17 protein-coding genes are annotated in these 16,944 nt (G+C 58.9%); 10 read left to right on the top strand and 7 right to left on the bottom strand.

The window, feature by feature from the left end; genetic code table 11:
- The first annotated feature begins 37 nt into the window (after positions 1 to 37).
- The 7 genes from WD429_RS08850 to WD429_RS08820 all read left to right on the top strand — a co-directional run bounded on the left by WD429_RS08850 (position 38) and on the right by WD429_RS08820 (position 6,148).
- Positions 38 to 649 (top strand): molecular chaperone, encoded by a 612-nt coding sequence (locus WD429_RS08850; RefSeq protein WP_368421811.1) that lies wholly within the window; start codon positions 38 to 40, stop codon positions 647 to 649.
- A gap of 41 nt (positions 650 to 690) precedes the next feature.
- Positions 691 to 882, top strand: a complete 192-nt coding sequence (locus WD429_RS08845) for a twin-arginine translocation signal domain-containing protein (protein WP_368421810.1) — start codon at positions 691 to 693, stop codon at positions 880 to 882.
- Between the two features lie 90 nt (positions 883 to 972).
- Positions 973 to 3,858, top strand: a complete 2,886-nt coding sequence (locus WD429_RS08840) for a formate dehydrogenase subunit alpha (protein ID WP_368421809.1) — start codon at positions 973 to 975, stop codon at positions 3,856 to 3,858.
- 15 nt (positions 3,859 to 3,873) lie between these two features.
- Positions 3,874 to 4,482, top strand: a complete 609-nt coding sequence (gene fdh3B / locus WD429_RS08835) for a formate dehydrogenase FDH3 subunit beta (protein WP_368421808.1) — start codon at positions 3,874 to 3,876, stop codon at positions 4,480 to 4,482.
- 85 nt (positions 4,483 to 4,567) lie between these two features.
- Complete coding sequence (locus WD429_RS08830) at positions 4,568 to 5,740, top strand: formate dehydrogenase subunit gamma (protein WP_368421807.1); 1,173 nt, start codon at positions 4,568 to 4,570, stop codon at positions 5,738 to 5,740.
- Positions 5,737 to 5,862 (top strand): hypothetical protein, encoded by a 126-nt coding sequence (locus tag WD429_RS08825; protein WP_368061506.1) that lies wholly within the window; start codon positions 5,737 to 5,739, stop codon positions 5,860 to 5,862. Before WD429_RS08830 ends, WD429_RS08825 begins: the two co-directional genes overlap by 4 nt.
- On the top strand, positions 5,855 to 6,148 hold the full coding sequence (locus WD429_RS08820; RefSeq protein WP_368421806.1) for a sulfurtransferase TusA family protein: 294 nt from the start codon (positions 5,855 to 5,857) through the stop codon (positions 6,146 to 6,148). The genes WD429_RS08825 and WD429_RS08820 overlap by 8 nt, the downstream gene beginning before the upstream one ends.
- A 4-nt stretch (positions 6,149 to 6,152) precedes the next feature.
- On the opposite strand, the gene rlmE is transcribed toward WD429_RS08820, so the two are convergent.
- Positions 6,153 to 6,776, bottom strand: a complete 624-nt coding sequence (gene rlmE, locus WD429_RS08815; protein WP_368421805.1) for a 23S rRNA (uridine(2552)-2'-O)-methyltransferase RlmE — start codon at positions 6,774 to 6,776, stop codon at positions 6,153 to 6,155.
- Between the two features lie 173 nt (positions 6,777 to 6,949).
- Here rlmE and WD429_RS08810 point away from each other — a divergent pair, with 173 nt between their 5' ends.
- Together WD429_RS08810 and WD429_RS08805 are read left to right on the top strand one after the other, a co-directional pair.
- Entirely contained in the window at positions 6,950 to 8,599 is a 1,650-nt protein-coding gene (locus tag WD429_RS08810) for an NAD(P)/FAD-dependent oxidoreductase (RefSeq protein ID WP_368421804.1), read from the top strand.
- On the top strand, positions 8,596 to 9,333 hold the full coding sequence (locus tag WD429_RS08805; protein ID WP_368421803.1) for a TrmH family RNA methyltransferase: 738 nt from the start codon (positions 8,596 to 8,598) through the stop codon (positions 9,331 to 9,333). Before WD429_RS08810 ends, WD429_RS08805 begins: the two co-directional genes overlap by 4 nt.
- 21 nt (positions 9,334 to 9,354) lie before the next feature.
- Here WD429_RS08805 and WD429_RS08800 read toward each other — a convergent pair whose 3' ends face one another.
- From WD429_RS08800 to WD429_RS08775, 6 genes are read right to left on the bottom strand one after another with little or no spacing between them, the layout of a single operon-like run.
- Positions 9,355 to 11,157, bottom strand: coding sequence for a long-chain fatty acid--CoA ligase (locus tag WD429_RS08800; RefSeq protein WP_368421802.1), 1,803 nt, complete (start codon positions 11,155 to 11,157; stop codon positions 9,355 to 9,357).
- Positions 11,154 to 11,963, bottom strand: coding sequence for an ABC transporter ATP-binding protein (locus WD429_RS08795; protein ID WP_368421868.1), 810 nt, complete (start codon positions 11,961 to 11,963; stop codon positions 11,154 to 11,156). The genes WD429_RS08800 and WD429_RS08795 overlap by 4 nt, the downstream gene beginning before the upstream one ends.
- Before the next feature lie 8 nt (positions 11,964 to 11,971).
- A complete protein-coding gene (locus tag WD429_RS08790) occupies positions 11,972 to 13,180 on the bottom strand; it encodes an ABC transporter substrate-binding protein (protein ID WP_368421801.1) in 1,209 nt (402 codons plus the stop codon).
- Between the two features lie 52 nt (positions 13,181 to 13,232).
- On the bottom strand, positions 13,233 to 14,276 hold the full coding sequence (locus WD429_RS08785; protein ID WP_368421800.1) for a branched-chain amino acid ABC transporter permease: 1,044 nt from the start codon (positions 14,274 to 14,276) through the stop codon (positions 13,233 to 13,235).
- A gap of 1 nt (position 14,277) precedes the next feature.
- Positions 14,278 to 15,156: a branched-chain amino acid ABC transporter permease gene (locus WD429_RS08780; protein ID WP_368421799.1), complete on the bottom strand. Its 879-nt coding sequence runs from the start codon at positions 15,154 to 15,156 to the stop codon at positions 14,278 to 14,280.
- A complete protein-coding gene (locus WD429_RS08775; RefSeq protein WP_368421798.1) occupies positions 15,156 to 15,968 on the bottom strand; it encodes an ABC transporter ATP-binding protein in 813 nt (270 codons plus the stop codon). Before WD429_RS08775 ends, WD429_RS08780 begins: the two co-directional genes overlap by 1 nt.
- Before the next feature lie 179 nt (positions 15,969 to 16,147).
- On the opposite strand from WD429_RS08775, the gene WD429_RS08770 reads away from it, so the two are divergent.
- Complete coding sequence (locus tag WD429_RS08770; protein WP_368421797.1) at positions 16,148 to 16,942, top strand: enoyl-CoA hydratase-related protein; 795 nt, start codon at positions 16,148 to 16,150, stop codon at positions 16,940 to 16,942.
- Positions 16,943 to 16,944: the final 2 nt, after the last annotated feature.

Here is a 16,944-nt window from a genome sequence, read left to right as displayed (position 1 = left end):
CTAAAAATTAAACAAAAATGAACTGAGAGAGAAAACCTTGGCCAACACTGCGGAAGTCCAGTGCCCCCGCTCGGTGAGTGATGAAGACCGTGCCCGGGCCCAGATGTATCAACTTCTGGCAGTCCTGCTAAGCAGCCCGCCTTCCAGTGAGCTGCTTCGCGGACTGGCCTCCCTACAGGGCGATGAAACGCCCATGGGAGCCGCCTCTAAAAACCTGGCGGCTCTCGCGGAACGCACCACGCCTGCCAATGCCGAACGGGAGTTCAACAACCTGTTCGTCGGAGTCGGCCGGGGCGAACTCCTACCCTATGCCAGTTACTACCTGACCGGTTTTCTGAATGAGAAGCCCTTGGCGGATCTGCGCGGCGATCTGATGGTGCGCGGCATAAAAGCCAGTGACGACGTAAAAGAACCGGAAGATCACGCTGGCACCCTTTGTGAAATCATGGCGGGCATCATTACCAGCGAATTCGTATGTGACAGTGACCTGCCTTCCCAGAAAGCGTTTTTTGAAGCGCATCTGGCGAAGTGGGCCATGTTATTTTTTACCGATTTGGAAAAAGCGCAGGCGTCGGTCTTCTATGGGCCGGTGGGGTCGCTGGGGCGAGCCTTCATGACCATAGAAGCGGAAGCGTTTGCAATTCAGTAACCGGGGTCTGCTCGACCCCGTAACTCAGGTGGAGGTACCCGATGGACAACCAGAAGGGTGAAAACAGTCGTCGTCGTTTCCTGCAGATGGCCGCAACCGCAATTCCGGCTGCCGCTGCCGTCGTCGTTGCACCAAACGCCGCAGCCGAGGCGGTACAGGACGTTCCGAAGAAAAGCCGTGGTCTGCGAGACACTGAGCACACACGCAAGTATTTCGAGTCGGCTCGCTTTTAAGGAAGTGTGAATCATTCAAGGTTGCGAAAGGCTCTTGAATGGATTTCACCTCCCGCAAAACGAGAATAAAAAAAGAGAGAGGTATTCGACATGTTAAGGAAGAAAACCAACGGGGTAGCGAAAGGCTCCCGTGCGGGATCTTTACTTTCATCCCTCGCTACAAAAACCATGGACCGTCGTGGGTTCCTGGCATCTTCGGGTGTCGCAGTGGGTGGTCTGGCCGCTTTATCGTTGCCGTCAACGCGAGTCAAGGCTGCGGCTACTGCAACAGGGGGAGGCGACGTTGTTGTCAAAAAATCAGTATGTACGCACTGCTCGGTAGGCTGCACGGTCGAGGCTGAAGTTCAGAATGGCGTTTGGACCGGCCAGGAGCCGGGCTGGGACAGTCCCTTCAATATGGGCGCGCACTGCGCCAAGGGCGCATCCGTACGCGAGCACGGCCACGGTGAACGTCGTCTGAAATACCCCATGAAAATGGTCAACGGCCAATGGCAGAAAATCCCCTGGGATCAGGCGATCAATGAGATCGGCGACAAGATGCTGCAGATCCGCGATGAGAGCGGCCCCGATTCGGTCTACTGGCTGGGAAGCGCGAAGTTCTCTAACGAAGGGTCTTACCTGTTCCGCAAATTTGCCGCCTACTGGGGCACCAACAACGTCGATCACCAGGCCCGTATCTGTCACTCCACAACAGTGGCCGGGGTAGCCAACACCTGGGGCTACGGTGCGATGACCAACTCGTACAACGACATGCACAACTCCAAGGCGATCTTCATCATCGGGGGTAATCCAGCTGAAGCTCACCCGGTGTCGCTGTTGCACATCCTGAAAGCCAAGGAAGAGAACAACGCACCACTGATCGTTTGTGATCCGCGCTTCACGCGCACGGCGGCCCATGCTGATGAGTATGTGCGCTTCCGTCCCGGTTCAGACGTTGCGCTGGTCTGGGGTATTCTTTGGCACATCTTTGAAAACGGATGGGAAGATAAAGAATTTATCCGTACCCGTGTGTACGGTATGGACGACATCCGTGAAGAAGTGAAGCGCTGGAACCCTGAAGAGGTTGAACGTGTAACCGGAACTCCTGGTGCCCAGCTCGAGCGGGTTGCCCGTACTCTAGCCAATAACCGCCCGGGCACTGTGGTCTGGTGCATGGGCGGAACCCAGCACAGCAACGGTAACAACAACACCCGCGCCTACTGCGTACTGCAGCTGGCACTGGGTAACGTGGGCGTCGCCGGCGGCGGCACCAACATCTTCCGTGGACACGACAACGTACAGGGTGCCACAGACCTGGGCGTGCTGGCCGATACCCTGCCTGGCTACTATGGCCTGACCGCCGGTTCCTGGGCTCACTGGGCCCGGGTCTGGGAAGAGGATCTGGATTACCTGAAGGGCCGTTTTGCCACCATGGACAAGGATGGCAAATCCCGGGCCATGATGAACGAAAAGGGCATCCCCGTATCCCGCTGGATTGACGGTGTTCTGGAGGCAAAGGAAAACCTCGAGCAGCCGGACAACACCCGGGCGATGGTTTTGTGGGGCCACGCGCCCAACTCGCAGACCCGTCAACTGGAAATGAAAGAGGCCATGGAGAAGCTCGACCTGCTGGTCGTGGTGGACCCCTACCCAACCGTATCGGCGGTACTGCACGACCGTAAAGACGGTGCCTACCTGCTGCCCGCAACCACCCAGTTCGAAACCAGCGGGTCAGTCACTGCGTCCAACCGGTCGCTGCAGTGGCGTGAGAAGGTCATCGAGCCACTGTTCGACTCCAAGGTCGATCATGAAATCATGAAGCTGTTCGCTGACAAGTTCGGTTTCACCGATCGCATGTTCCGTAACATTGCCATTGAAGGCGACGAGCCGGTGATTGAAGACATCACCCGTGAGTTCAACCGTGGCATGTGGACTATCGGCTACACCGGTCAATCGCCTGAGCGCCTGAAAAAGCATATGGCGAACCAGCACCACTTCGACAAGACCACGCTGCGTGCGGTGGGCGGCCCCTGCGATGGCGACATCTATGGTCTGCCCTGGCCAAGCTGGGGTACAGCCGAGATGAACCACCCCGGAACACCGAACTTGTACGACATGTCGGTGCCGGTGTCCAAGGGCGGTCTCACCTTCCGTGCCCGCTTTGGTGTTGAGCGCGACGGTGTAAACCTTCTGGCAGAAGGCGTTTACTCGAAGAACTCGGAAATCAAGGACGGGTATCCGGAGTTCACCATGCAGATGCTGATGGATCTGGGCTGGGATGGCGACCTGACGGCTGAAGAACGTGCCGCCATTGATGCTGTTGCGGGCCCCGAAACCAACTGGAAAACCGACCTGTCAGGCGGCATCCAGCGGGTTGCCATCAAGCACGAATGCGCGCCTTTTGGTAACGCCAAAGCCCGTACCGTTGTCTGGAACTTCCCTGACCCCGTGCCGCTTCACCGCGAGCCGCTCTACACCAACCGCCGTGATCTGGTGAAAGATTACCCGACCTACGCCGACAAAACCTTTTGGCGTGTCCCGACCCTGTATGAATCCATTCAGAAGAAGGATTTCAGCAACGACTTCCCCATCATTCTGACGTCTGGGCGACTGGTCGAGTACGAAGGTGGTGGTGACGAGAGCCGGTCAAATCCGTGGCTGGCGGAACTGCAGCAGGACATGTTCATCGAGGTGAATCCACGCGATGCGAACGACCTGAACCTGCGTGACGGCGAGGACGTCTGGGTTTCGGGGCCTGAGGGCGCGCAGATCAAAGTGAAAGCGATGGTCACCGAACGCGTTGGCGCAGGTGTGGCCTTTATGCCCTTCCACTTCGGCGGCCATCTGGAAGGCAAGGATCTGAGGGACAAGTACCCCAAAGGGGCCGATCCATACGTTCTGGGGGAATCCACTAACACGGTTCAGACATACGGGTACGACTCGGTCACACAGATGCAAGAGACCAAGTGCACCCTGTGTGCGATCAGGCCAGCATAATAAGAGGTACATAACATGGCACTTGAAGGACAAGCACGCGCAAAGTTCCTTTGCGATGCCGAACGCTGCATCGAATGCAATGCCTGCGTAACGGCCTGTAAAAATGAGCACGAAGTCCCCTGGGGCATCAACCGCCGACGTGTCGTCACCATCGATGATGGCAAACCCGGCGAACGCTCCATCTCGGTAGCTTGCATGCATTGTTCAGACGCGCCCTGCATGGCCGTCTGTCCAACGGATTGCTTCTACCAGACGGAGGACGGCGTGGTACTGCACTCCAAGGACCTTTGTATTGGTTGCGGATATTGCTTCTACGCTTGCCCATTCGGCGCGCCACAGTTCCCGCAAGCGGGCAACTTTGGCAGCCGGGGCAAGATGGACAAATGCACTTTCTGTGCAGGTGGTCCGGAAGAAGACAACTCCACGGCTGAATTCAACAAATACGGTCGCAACCGCATTGCAGAGGGCAAGTTACCGATCTGTGCGGAAATGTGCTCGACCAAAGCCCTGTTGGCCGGTGACGGCAACGAGGTAGCGGACATCTATCGCCAGCGTATCGTGAACCGTGGTTTCGGTTCCGGTGCCTGGGGGTGGGGCACAGCCTACGAGAAGAAGGGTGCCTGAGGCAGCCTGACGATTCCGGGGCCCTCTGGCCCCGGACGTCATTAAGGCAACGAATTCTTTTTGTTGATTCCGCTGGAGTGCTCTCATGAACGCTAAATTATTGGGTGCCGCCATCCTTGCGCTGGCGTCCCTGCTCGCTACCCCGGCCTGGGCGCAAGACGCCCCTGAAGTTGACCGGACGGCTACCGGGGGCGCTCAGACCCTGGAAGACATCATGGCTCGTCAGGAGCAAATGAACGTTGACGAGTCCTTTCGCTCAGAAAACCTCGGCGACCCGGCCAATGCGGCGGAAATCACCGAGCCACTGGGAACCCGGGGCGGCGTCTCTGACTCCGATACCTGGCGTGCCGTTCGTTATAACGAAGCTGACATTACAACCCAGGTCAGAGGACCGGCAACCGACGTTCTGATCCAGGATGGCGGCATGCCCTGGTACAAGCTGCGCGAAGGCCCGATGATAACCTATGGCGGCCTGGCCTTGCTGGGCATTATCGCTTTGCTGGCGGTGTTTTATTTCGTTCGGGGCAGAATCAAGATCGACGGTGGCCCTGCCGGCACCACAATTGAACGATTCAAGGCTGTCGAACGGTTTGGTCACTGGTTGCTCGCAGGCTCGTTTATCGCCCTGGGCATCACCGGCCTGTTCACGCTGATGGGGCGAAGTTTCCTGATTCCTGTCATCGGACACGACGCTTTTTCCACTCTGGCGGTTGGCTCCAAATGGGTTCATAACAACATTGCTTGGGCCTTTATGCTGGGGCTGGTGATGACCTTTGTCATGTGGGTGGCCCACAACATTCCCAACAAGCTCGACTGGCAATGGCTCAAGAAAGGCGGCGGGTTCATTGGCAAGGGTCATCCCTCGGCCAAGAAATTCAATGCCGGCCAGAAAATTGTTTTCTGGACCGTGATGTTGCTGGGTGTCTCCGTATCCCTTTCAGGCCTGTCGTTGCTGTTCCCGTTTGAAATCTTCATGTTTGCCGACACCTTCGCCTTCATCAACGGTATTCTGGGGACCGATTTCCCCACCGCTCTGGCACCCCACGAAGAGATGCAGCTGGCCAACATCTGGCATTCGATTGTGGCATTCGTGATGATGGTCGCCATCATCGCCCACATCTACATCGGCTCTGTCGGTATGGAAGGTGCGTTCGATGCCATGGGCAACGGCCAGGTGGATGTGGAATGGGCACGCCAGCACCACGATTTGTGGGTCGCTGAAGTGGAAGCCAAACAGGGCAAAGGAGAGTCATCGTGAAAGTCATGATTTCCGCGTTTGTCGCAGCCTTGATCATCGCCGCGATTGCACCGGCCGCTCTGAATCAGTTCGGCTGGTCCTCGGCTGAGCAGACCAGCAGCGAGAATGTTCGGCTTGACTGAGCTGTCAAACCAGAGTGACACCGAAGTGCACCAGATCGACGCCGTCGGCCTGGTGTGTCCTCTTCCTATCCTGCGGTTAAAAAAACGCACCCGCGACTTACCTGGCGGCACGCAGATCGAGTTTCTAACCGATGACCCCAGCGGCCGCAAGGATCTGGAGACCCTGTGTGAGCTAACCGGCCATCGGATCGAATCGATCCGGGAAGAGGGTGCTGGCGTCATTCGCTATCGTATCTGTCTCGCCTGCTCTCCCCGTGAGCGCCAACCCAACCCGCAATCTCCATAATCGTTCAGGTACCCCGGAACCCCTTGGCCACCAGGTAGACTTCACGGGAGCGTGCTCTTGAGGAATCCGGCTTGCGTATGACCACCTTGTCAAAGGATTCCCGCGCGGCTTTGACATACTCGTCGTAGCCTTCGCCGTGGAACACTTTGCCCACAAAGCTGCCTTTGGGCTTGAGCACCTGGCAGGCCATGTCCAGCGCCAGTTCCACCAGATACATGGACGCAGCCTGATCCGCCACGGTCACGCCACTGATGTTGGGTGCCATATCGGAGATGACCACGTCTGCACGAGCCCCGTCCAGCGTCGCCATGATCTGGTCAAACACCGCTTGCTCGGTGAAATCCCCCTGAATGAATTCAACCCCGGCGATGGCGTCCATGCCGAGGATATCCGACGCCACTACGCGGCCCTTATGGCCCACCAGTTTGGCCGCTACCTGAGACCAGCCCCCGGGAGCCGACCCCAGATCCACCACCAGCGCGTTAGGTTGGATCAGGCGATCCTTGTCATTGACTGCCAGCAGCTTGTAACTGGCACGGGAGCGGTAGCCATCCTGCTGTGCCTGCTTCACAAACGGATCGTTGACGTGCTCTTCGAGCCAGCGGTTACTGCTTTTGGAACGGGCCATGGGTGCCTTCTGTTCACTGCGGGAAAAGCCGCATTGTACGCCGCGCCCTGCCCTACCGCAAAAGCAGCCAGGCGGTCTGACAAGCGCCTGACAAGCACCGTGCACGGCAGTACAATGGGCCCACTTTTCCAATCGCAACCTGCCGGGTTATGGTCCGGCGGCCAGGAAATCTCATGATTCGCGTTACCGAACTGGCATTACCCCTTGATCACCCGGACGACGCCCTGCGGGCCGCTGTCCTGCAGCGCCTGCAACTCCGCGATGCGGACCTGCTGCATTTTACCGTGTTCAAGCGCAGCTACGACGCCCGCAAGAAGAACAGTGAGATCAAGTTCGTCTACATCATCGACATGGACGTAAAGAACGAATCCGCAGTGCTGGAGCGGTTTGCGGACGACGCCCATGTTCGCCCGGCACCGGACACGGCCTACTATCCGGTAGCCCAGGCACCCGCCAACCTGAGCGAGCGGCCCATCGTGGTTGGCCTGGGGCCTTGCGGGCTTTTCGCGGCTTTGCTGCTGGCCCAGATGGGCTTCCGGCCCATCGTGCTGGAGCGGGGCAAGGATGTGCGCCGCCGCACCAAGGACACCTGGGCTCTGTGGCGCAAAAAGCAGTTATCGCCGGAATCCAACGTCCAGTTTGGTGAGGGTGGTGCCGGCCTGTTCTCGGATGGCAAACTCTACAGCCAGATCAAGGACCCGAAATTTTACGGCCGCAAAGTCATGGCCGAGTTCGTCAAAGCCGGCGCGCCGGACGAAATCCTGTTCGTCAGCAAGCCCCACATCGGCACCTTCCGCCTGACCGGCGTGGTGTCTCGCATGCGCGAAGAGATTATCAGCCTCGGGGGTGACATCCGCTTCGAGCATAAAGTCACCGATCTGCTCGTGGATGGTGGGCAGGTATCGGGTGTCGAGCTTGCCAATGGCGAACAGCTGATGAGCCGCCATGTGGTCATGGCGCTGGGCCACAGCGCACGGGACAGCTTCCGCATGTTGCACAAGCGGGGTGTTTTCCTCGAAGCCAAACCCTTTGCCATCGGCTTTCGCATCGAACACCCGCAAAGCCTGATCGACCATGCCCGGCTGGGCAAATACGCCGGCCACCCCGCCCTGGGCGCAGCGGACTACAAGCTGGTGTATCACGCCAGCAACGGCCGCGCGGTGTACAGTTTCTGCATGTGCCCCGGCGGCACCGTGGTGGCCGCCACCTCCGAGGAAGGTCGGGTGGTCACCAACGGCATGAGCCAGTATTCCCGCAACGAGCGCAACGCGAACTCCGGCATTGTGGTCAGCATCCACCCCGAGCAGGACTACCCCGGCGACCCCATGGCAGGGGTGGAACTGCAGGAGCAGTTGGAAGCCAAAGCCTATGCTCTGGGGGGAAGTGACTACTGCGCGCCCGCGCAGCTGGTGGGCGACTTTATTGCAGGCAAACCGTCAGCAAAGCTGGGTAAGGTCGAGCCTTCCTACCAGCCCGGTATCTTATTGGGCGACCTTGCACCTTCCCTGCCGAATTACGCTATCGAAGCCATTCGCGAAGCCCTGCCGGCCTTCGGGCGACAGATTCGGGGCTATGACCGGCCGGATGCGCTGCTGACGGGTGTCGAGACCCGCACCTCTTCTCCGGTGCGCCTTACCCGAGACCGTGAGAGCCTGCAAAGCCTGAACACCCGCGGCCTGTACCCGGCCGGTGAAGGTGCCGGTTACGCCGGCGGCATCCTTTCCGCTGGTGTGGACGGCATCAAGGTCGCGGAGGCGGTGGCCAAAGCCATGTTGGCGGATCTTGAACCCACCCAGGAAATAAAGGCGGGCAACACACCGTGAAGCTGGATGACATCCGTAAGCTGCATCAGAAGAAATACCGCCAGGCCTTGGGGCACTTTCTGGTGGAAGGCGAGCACCTGGTGCTGGAACTGGAAAAGGCGGCAGCCCGCAACCCGCACTGGAAAAAGGCCGAACTGTTTGTCACCAGTGCCTATGAACACTGGCCTGGCCCCTGGCCCCGGCACTTGATCAGCGACCGTCAGATGGCACATCTGGCGGACACCAAATCCCCACAAGGCATACTCGCGGTTGTGCCCTTGCCGCCAGCGGCCAACGGTGTTCCGGAAGAGATTGAAAAAGCCGTTTATCTGAACGAAGTGCAGGACCCCGGCAACCTCGGCACTATTTTGCGCACCCTGGCCTGGTTTGGCGGCTTTCGCTGCCTGCTCAGCCCCGGCAGTGTGGATCCCTACAATCCAAAAGTGGTGCGCGCAAGCATGGGGGCCATCTTCCATGTGCCAGTAGAAACCGACGTCAGCCTTGATACCCTCGCCAGCCGCTACCCTCGCATTGCCTGCCTGGATATTGGCGGCGATGCCATTACCAACCCAGATTTCCAGGCCCATGACTGCTACCTGTTCGGCAACGAAGCCCGGGGTGTACCCAGCGAAGCCTTGACCCAGCTCAGCGCCCAACGCTTCACCATCCCCGGTGCCGCCGCAGTTGAATCCCTGAATCTCGCCTCTGCGGTCAATATGGCGGTGTATGAGCTGAACCGGGGTCAGACCCGCTAAAGGGCCGGGCAGGTGCCTAGCTCAGGCATACAGAGACTCAATCACCTCATCGTACTTCTCATAAATCTTACTACGCCGCACCTTCATGGTGGCCGTCACTTCGTCATCGTCGTGGTCCAGTTCTTTGGTCAGCAGGTGGAAACGTTTGATCTGAGCGACCTGGGGCAGTTGATCGTTGCCCCGGTTGACTTCCGTCTGAATCAGCTCATTCACCTCGTCAAGCTCGGTCAGGCTGCGGAAGGTGGTGTAGGCAATTCGCTCCTGCTCGGCCCACTTGGCGACGGTTTCGTAGTCGATCTGAATCAGCGCAGATACGAACTTGCGGGCCTCGCCGATGACAATGCACTCCTTGATGTAGGGGCTGGCCTTGATGGTGTTTTCAATTTCCGTGGGCGACAGGTTCTTGCCGCCAGCGGTGATCATGATGTCTTTCAGGCGGTCCACGATTTTCAGCTGATCGCCCCGCCACTCACCCACGTCACCGGTGTGCAGCCAGCCGTCTTTCAGGGTGGCGGCGGTGGCTTCGTCATTCTTGTAGTAGCCCTTGAACATGCTGCCGCCGCGCATGATGATTTCGTTGTGCTCCCCCAATTTCACCTCAACGCCGGAGATCGCCGCGCCCACGGTGCCCAGGTGAACATTGTCCACCCGTTGAGCGGTAGCGACGCCGGTAGTTTCGGTCTGGCCGTATACCTCCACCAGCGGGATACCGATGGTACGGAAGAACTCAAGAATGCCGGTCGAAATTGGTGCCGCACCCGTCAGCGCCACAGTGCAGCGTCGAAGGCCGATGAAATTCTGCAACGCACGAAATACCATCCAGTAGCTGAACCCGAATACCCACCGCTCCTTCAGGCTCCACTGTGCCCTTGGTTTGGTCGCCAGCGGCTCACAGGCACGCATCGCCCGGTGGAAAAGGCGTTGACGGAAACGACCGGTTTCCTGAATCTTGATGTAGATGGAAGAGTGCAGTTTCTCCCAGATCCGTGGCACCCCAAGGAAGAAAGTCGGTGCGATTTCCCGCAAATCTTCCTGAACGGTTCGCAGGCTCTCGCCGAAACTGACGGGGCTGCCCACATAAATGGGTGCGATGTTGGTGAAAGCCTGTTCCGCGATATGACACAGCGGCAGATAGGACAGGCTGGACCCGTGTTTATCTGCCCCCAGCAGGTCAATCAGGCCCGGGGCGGCAGCATGGAGGTTGCGCCAACTGACCATGGCACCCTTGGGGCGACCGGTGGAACCGGAGGTGTAAACCATCAGCGCGGTGTCTTCCATCGGCTGATGGTCCAGAAGCTCGTCGATCAGGTCCGGATGCTGTTGTTCGAATGCCCGCCCCTGCGCTTCAATGTCGTCAAACGACGATGGCGGCTGCGGATAATGGCGCAGCCCTTTCATGTCGATCACGATGTTGTGTTTCAGCTTCGGCAGTTGCGGCCAGGCTTCAAGCACCTTGTCGGTCTGCTCCTGATCTTCACAGACCACCATTTCGGCATCGCTGTGTTCCAACACATAGGCCACTTCGTTCCAGGGGCTGGTCGGGTACACACCCACACAAATGCCGCGGACCAGGCCGATGCCCATCTGGGCGATCACCCATTCCACCCGGTTCTCCGCGATGATCGCCACGTGGCCGCCTTCCGGGAGCCCCAGGGCCCGCAGTCCCAAGCCGAAATGGCGGGCACGCTGATAAAAATCCTGCCAGGAGAAGGCCTGCCAGATGCCAAAGTCTTTCTGCCGAAGCGCGAGATCCTCCGGCCGCTCCCGGGCATGGGCCCGAAGCATCTGGGTCAGCGTCAGATCAGGAATTGCAGGTGTTGTCATGAAAGCCACCGTTTACGGCGTTTGTAGTGCTTGATGTCGCGGTAACTGCGGGCCTCGCCTCCGGCACCGCCGACGCCGAGGTAGAACTCCTGCACGTCTTCGTTGGCGGTGAGTTTGTCAGCAGGGCCGTCGATCACGATCTTGCCGTTCTCCATGATGTAGCCATAGGAGGCAATCGCGAGGGAGACCGCCGCATTTTGCTCCACCAGCAGGATAGCGGTGCCCTGCTCCCGGTTGATGCGGGCCACGATGGTGAAGATTTCCTCCACCAGCAGCGGGGCCAGCCCGAGGGAAGGCTCATCCAGCATGATCAGATCGGGTTGGGCAATCAGTGCCCGCCCCAAAGCGAGCATCTGTTGCTCCCCACCGGACAGATACCCCGCCAGCTGTTTGCGACGATCTCTCAGACGGGGGAAATAGTTGTAAACCAGCTCGTAACTGTCGGCCAGGGAAGGCTTGCGGCCACTGAGGGCGTAGGTGGCCGCCACCAGGTTTTCCTCTACGGTCAGATCCTCGAACACGCGCCGACCTTCCATCACGTGGAACAGGCCATTGCGGACCAGCTTCTCGGGCGCGCTGGCTTTCACGTCACGGCCGCGGAAGCGCACCTCGCCGGCGGTCACCTCGCCGTCTTCCAGAGACAACAAGCCAGACACGCTTTTCAGGGTGGTGGATTTGCCAGCGCCGTTGGAGCCCAGCAGCGCCACAATCCCGCCCTTGGGCACCCGCAGTGACAGGCCCCGGAGGACCTGCACCGACTTGTTGTAGACCACCTCGATGTTATCGATTTCCAGTAAGGCTTCCATACTGCCCCTCAGTCGAGGTGAATCCACTCGGATACCGGCTCGTACTTGCCCTCGGCGGCGTTAACCCGCCAGATACGGCCCACCGGGAAGGACATGTCATGGACCGTCACCGGAATACCGATAATGCCGCCGGTATCCCAATCCTCGATGGAGGCCAGCGATGCTGCCATGTTCTCCGCCGTCAGTTCCTTATCAGCGTCCAGCGTGCGCTTGATGACTTCGGTCCAGACCATGGCGTTGAACCAGCCCTGCATGTAGCCAGTAGGTCGATAACCCGCCTCCGGATCGCTCTTCTCGGCCTGGGCACGCAGCGCATCCAACATTGGGCCGCTTTCATCGCTGTCGTAATAGTTGTAGGGCATCACGCCCATGTAACCGTCCGCGTCTTCACCCATCTTGTCGACGATCAGCTTGTCGGACGACCAGAAGGTACCCATGAACTTGGTGTCCAGCCCCATCTGACGCATCTGCACCATGAACTCGTTGATGGGTGACAGCACGTAGCCGTGGAACACCACGTAATCGGGACGAACGCGGCGCAGCTTCAGTACTTCCGCCGACACATCCACACTGCCCGGCTTGGTGACGATTTCCTCGACCACCTCGATACCCATTTCCGCAGCACGGGCCTTGCCGTTCTCTATGGGGTCCTTGCCGAACTCGGTATCGCTGTAGACAAAGGCCACCGTGGGCGTGTCACCTTCCGCTGCCTCGGAGTTGATGTACTCCAGGATGATGCCGAACATCTGGGAGTAGTTGGGACCCGGAATGAACTGGAACGGGTACTTTTCATTATCAGTCAACGCCGTGGCAAACGAGGCACCGCTCATCAATGTGTTGCCCTGGTTGTTCAGCTCTGAGGCAATGGCCTTCATGAACCCGGTGCTGTCACCGTAATACACTGCAGGCTTATCGCTGCCGGATATTTTCTTGAACGCCGCCACCGAACGGTCCACCTCATAGGCGGTATCTTCCATGACGTATTCCACCTCATGTCCATTGATACCCCCTTCGCTGTTGATCCAGCTGGTGTAATCCGTCAGGCCGTCATGGATGTGGATACCGGCGAAGGCAAACACCCCGGATAGCGGAATGGAACCACCGAAGACGATGGGCTCCTTGTCCTCGGCGAGTGCCGGTGTGGCAAATGCCAGCGCCGCCATCAGACTGCCCGCGCCTGCGATTCGGCGGCTTTGTTGCATCATGCTGTTGAACATGAGATGTCTCCTTGCTTTTTGTTGTTAATACCGGTTCAGAATGAATACACCGCTAGTTGCGAAATGGCCACAGGTGGAAGAACCGGCGGACACGACGCCAGATTTCCGCCAACCCGTGTGGTTCAAAGATCAGGAAGCCGACGATCAGGGCCCCGAAAATAATTTCCAGCATCGGTGACATGAACACCGGGGCATTCGGGAAAAACGGCGTCAACGCCGACGTCAGCAACTTTAGCGCCTCCGGTACCAGGGTCATGAACGCTGCACCGAGCACGCCACCCAGCAGGTTGCCCATGCCCCCGACGATGACGGCGGCCAGGTAGAAAATCGACATAGACAGCGGAAAACTCTCCGGCGTGACCACCCGATAGAAGTAGGCAAACAGACCACCCGCCACACCGGCGTAAAACGAGCTGAGGGCGAACGACATAAGCTTGTATTTTAACAGCGAGATGCCGAGGATTTCCGCCGAGATATCCCGGTCACGGATGGCAATAAACGCGCGACCAACCCGGGTGCGAAACAGGTTTCTTGCGGCAAACAGCGCCAGCACAGCGACTGACAGGATGATGAAATACATCGCAAAATCGCTGCGGAAAGTAAATCCGAACATGTGCGCCGGCGCAAAGCTCATGCCCTCCATGCCACCGGTAACGCTTTCCCACTCCGCGAATATAAAGTGCAGGAACACACTGGCCGCCAGCGTGGCGATGGCCAGGTACAGACCTTTGACCCGCAGCGATGGCAACCCCACAAGAATACCCACCGCGGCGGCGGCCAGGCCGGCCAACACCAGCACCAGTGGAAACGGCAATGCGGTGTGCGTTGACATCACCGCCACGGTGTAGGCACCCACCCCCATAAAGCCCGCCTGGCCCAGGGAAATCAGGCCGGTAAACCCGGTGAGAATGTTAAGCCCGGTGGTGCTGATCACGGCAATACCCACCAGGCATCCCAGGTACAGCAGATAGGAATTGGCCAGGAACGGGAATACCAGCAGCACTGCCATCAGCAGGGCAAACCAGAACGTCTGTGTCGGGCTGGTCCAGATGGCCTCGTCGGCCACGTAGGTTTCTTTTGCGTCACCAATGCGCATCTTACACTCGCTCTATTTCGTGGGTGCCAAAGAGGCCATAGGGTCGAATCACCAGAATCACTGCCAACACCAGAAAGGTCGCCGGCATTCGGTACTCACCGCCCAGGTAGGCCCCTGCCACGGTTTCCAGCCAACCAATGAACACGCCAGCCACCAGGGCACCCAGAATGCTGTCCAGACCACCGACAATAACCACCACCAGAACACTCAGCCCGACGATCCCGAACTGGGGGCTGAGACCACCGGTGGCTGCCACCAGCACACCCGCCAGCGACGCCGCCAAAGACCCAAACACCCAGGCGAGGTTGAACACCCGGCGCACATTGATACCCATGGAATAGGCCGCCGCCTGATCGGACGCGGTCGCACGCAGCGCCACGCCACCCCGGGAGAAACGGAAATAGAGCAGATAGATAATCAACAGCGAAAAGCCGATCAGGAACCCATAGGCAAGTTTCGGAGCCAGATAAAGCTCACCGATAAACACCGGTTCCCGGGGCAGGAAGCTGGGGAGTAGTTGCGGGTCTGCGGTCCAGATAAACTCCACCAGCCCCACCAGAATGCTGGCAAGCCCAATGGTAACCATCACCACCGCGATGGGCGACTCCCCCAGCATCGGCCGGATCATGGTTTTCTCGATCACCCCGCCGAGCACCGCGCCCCCCAGCACCGCCAGCGGCAGCGCGATCCAGGCAGACAGCTCCATGCCCCCGGCAAACGCCAGGAACAGGTAGGCGGCGAACATCATGATTTCGCCAATGGCAAAGTTGATGACCCGGGTTGCCTTGTAGATGATGACAAAGCCCAGGGCGATCAGCGCGTAAAGCCCACCCATGGCAAGGCCGGCCAGACTGATTTCACCGAAGAACAGCCAATCCATCAAGCAGCCTCCGCATCGGAATTCAGTTTCCTGCGAAGACTGTCGATATCGCTGTTGCCCAGGTACGCCTTGATCACCTCGGGGTTGTTCTGAACGTCTGCCGGCAGGCCCTCGGTGATCACCTGGCCGAAGTTGAGTACGGCGATGTGGTCGGAAATATCCATCACCATGCCCATATCATGCTCCACCATCAGCACTGTGATACCCCATTCTTCGCGAATATCAAGAATGAACCGGGCCATGTCCTCCTTCTCCTCCCGGTTCATGCCGGCCACCGGCTCATCCAGCATCAGCACGGTCGGGCGCATGGCCAGGGCACGGGCCAGTTCCACCCGTTTTTGTAAGCCGTAGGAAAGGCTGGCCACCGGCTGACGGCGAATGTGGTCGATTTCCAGAAAGTCGATGATGCGATGCTCCACTTCCCGGCGAATCGACATTTCCTCCCGGCGGGCCGGCCCGAAATACGCCAGCGAACTCAGCAGGCCGCTTTTCATGTGCACGTGGGCACCGAGCTTGATGTTATCAAGCACCGTCATGCCCCGGAACAGGGCGATGTTCTGAAAGGTACGGGCCAGGCCCATGGCCGCCCGGGCCGGGGGGCGAATGCCTTTAAGCAGCTCACCCTGGTAACGGATGGTCCCCTGTTGGGGCTTGTAGAACCCGGAGATGCAATTAAACAGCGACGTTTTGCCGGCACCGTTCGGGCCAATGATGGTGGTAATGGTGTTTTCCGGCACGCGGAAGCTGACATCCTGCAATGCCTTCACACCACCAAAAGACAGAGACAGGTTACTGATTTCAAGGATACTCACATCGTGTCCCGCTTAACCAGAATTATGATTGTTGTTATCGTCAGGTCAGTTACCTGAGCCACGTTTAAAGTAGTCTATTCCTGTGACAATAGCCAAGCCGATATGGCCTATGATGAAACGGATGCGACCGACAAAAAGTTGCAGCACAGCAAACATTTTTCGGCCAGGAGAAAACAACAATGACAACAGACACGGTTCTTTCCGGGTTCGATGAGACCCGCGGGATTGCAACCCTGACGTTCAACCGCCCTGAGGCTCTGAACACGATCAACGTGGCCATGGCGCGGGCGTTTCTGGACGCGGTGACAGACCTGAAAGCCCGGGATGGGCTGCGCGCTATCGTGCTGACCGGCAGCGGACGGGCGTTCATGGCCGGCGGCGATATTGCCAGCATGAGCGGGACACCGGAACAGGCGCGCCAGGTTATCCAACACATGCTGGAGGCGCTGAACCCGGCCATTACACAGCTACGCAGCATCGACGCGCCGGTGATCGCCGCCGTCAGAGGCGCGGCCGCCGGTGCCGGGCTCAGCCTGGCGTTGTCGGCGGATCTGATCATTGCCGAAGAAAACGCGCGCTTTTTGATCGGCTACAACGGTATTGGCGCGGTGCCCGACTGTGGCGGAAGCTGGTTTCTTCCTCACCGCATCGGGGCGACCCGCGCCGCGGAGATGATGATTCTGGGGCGAACCCTGACCGCATCCGAAGCGCTCGAGTGGGGGCTGATCAACAAAGCCGTAGCGGCAGCGGAATTCGATGACACGGTGGCCCGGACGGTGGATCAGGTAGCCGCCGGACCCACCCGATCATTCGGAGCGTTTCGTCGGCTGATGGACCACGCCGACGGCAACACCCTGGCCTCGCATCTTGAATACGAGCGGCAGGCGTTTCTCGACATCACGGAAACCGCCGATTTTCAGGAGGGTGTGGCCGCCTTTCTAGCCAAGCGGCCAGCGCGCTTCCAGGGGCGCTAAAG

Origin of the sequence: Marinobacter sp. (genome assembly GCF_040904845.1) — a bacterium.
Lineage (GTDB): Bacteria > Pseudomonadota > Gammaproteobacteria > Pseudomonadales > Oleiphilaceae > Marinobacter.
Note: the sequence above shows the minus strand (reverse complement) of the source record. Positions and strands in the feature narration are given on the sequence as shown.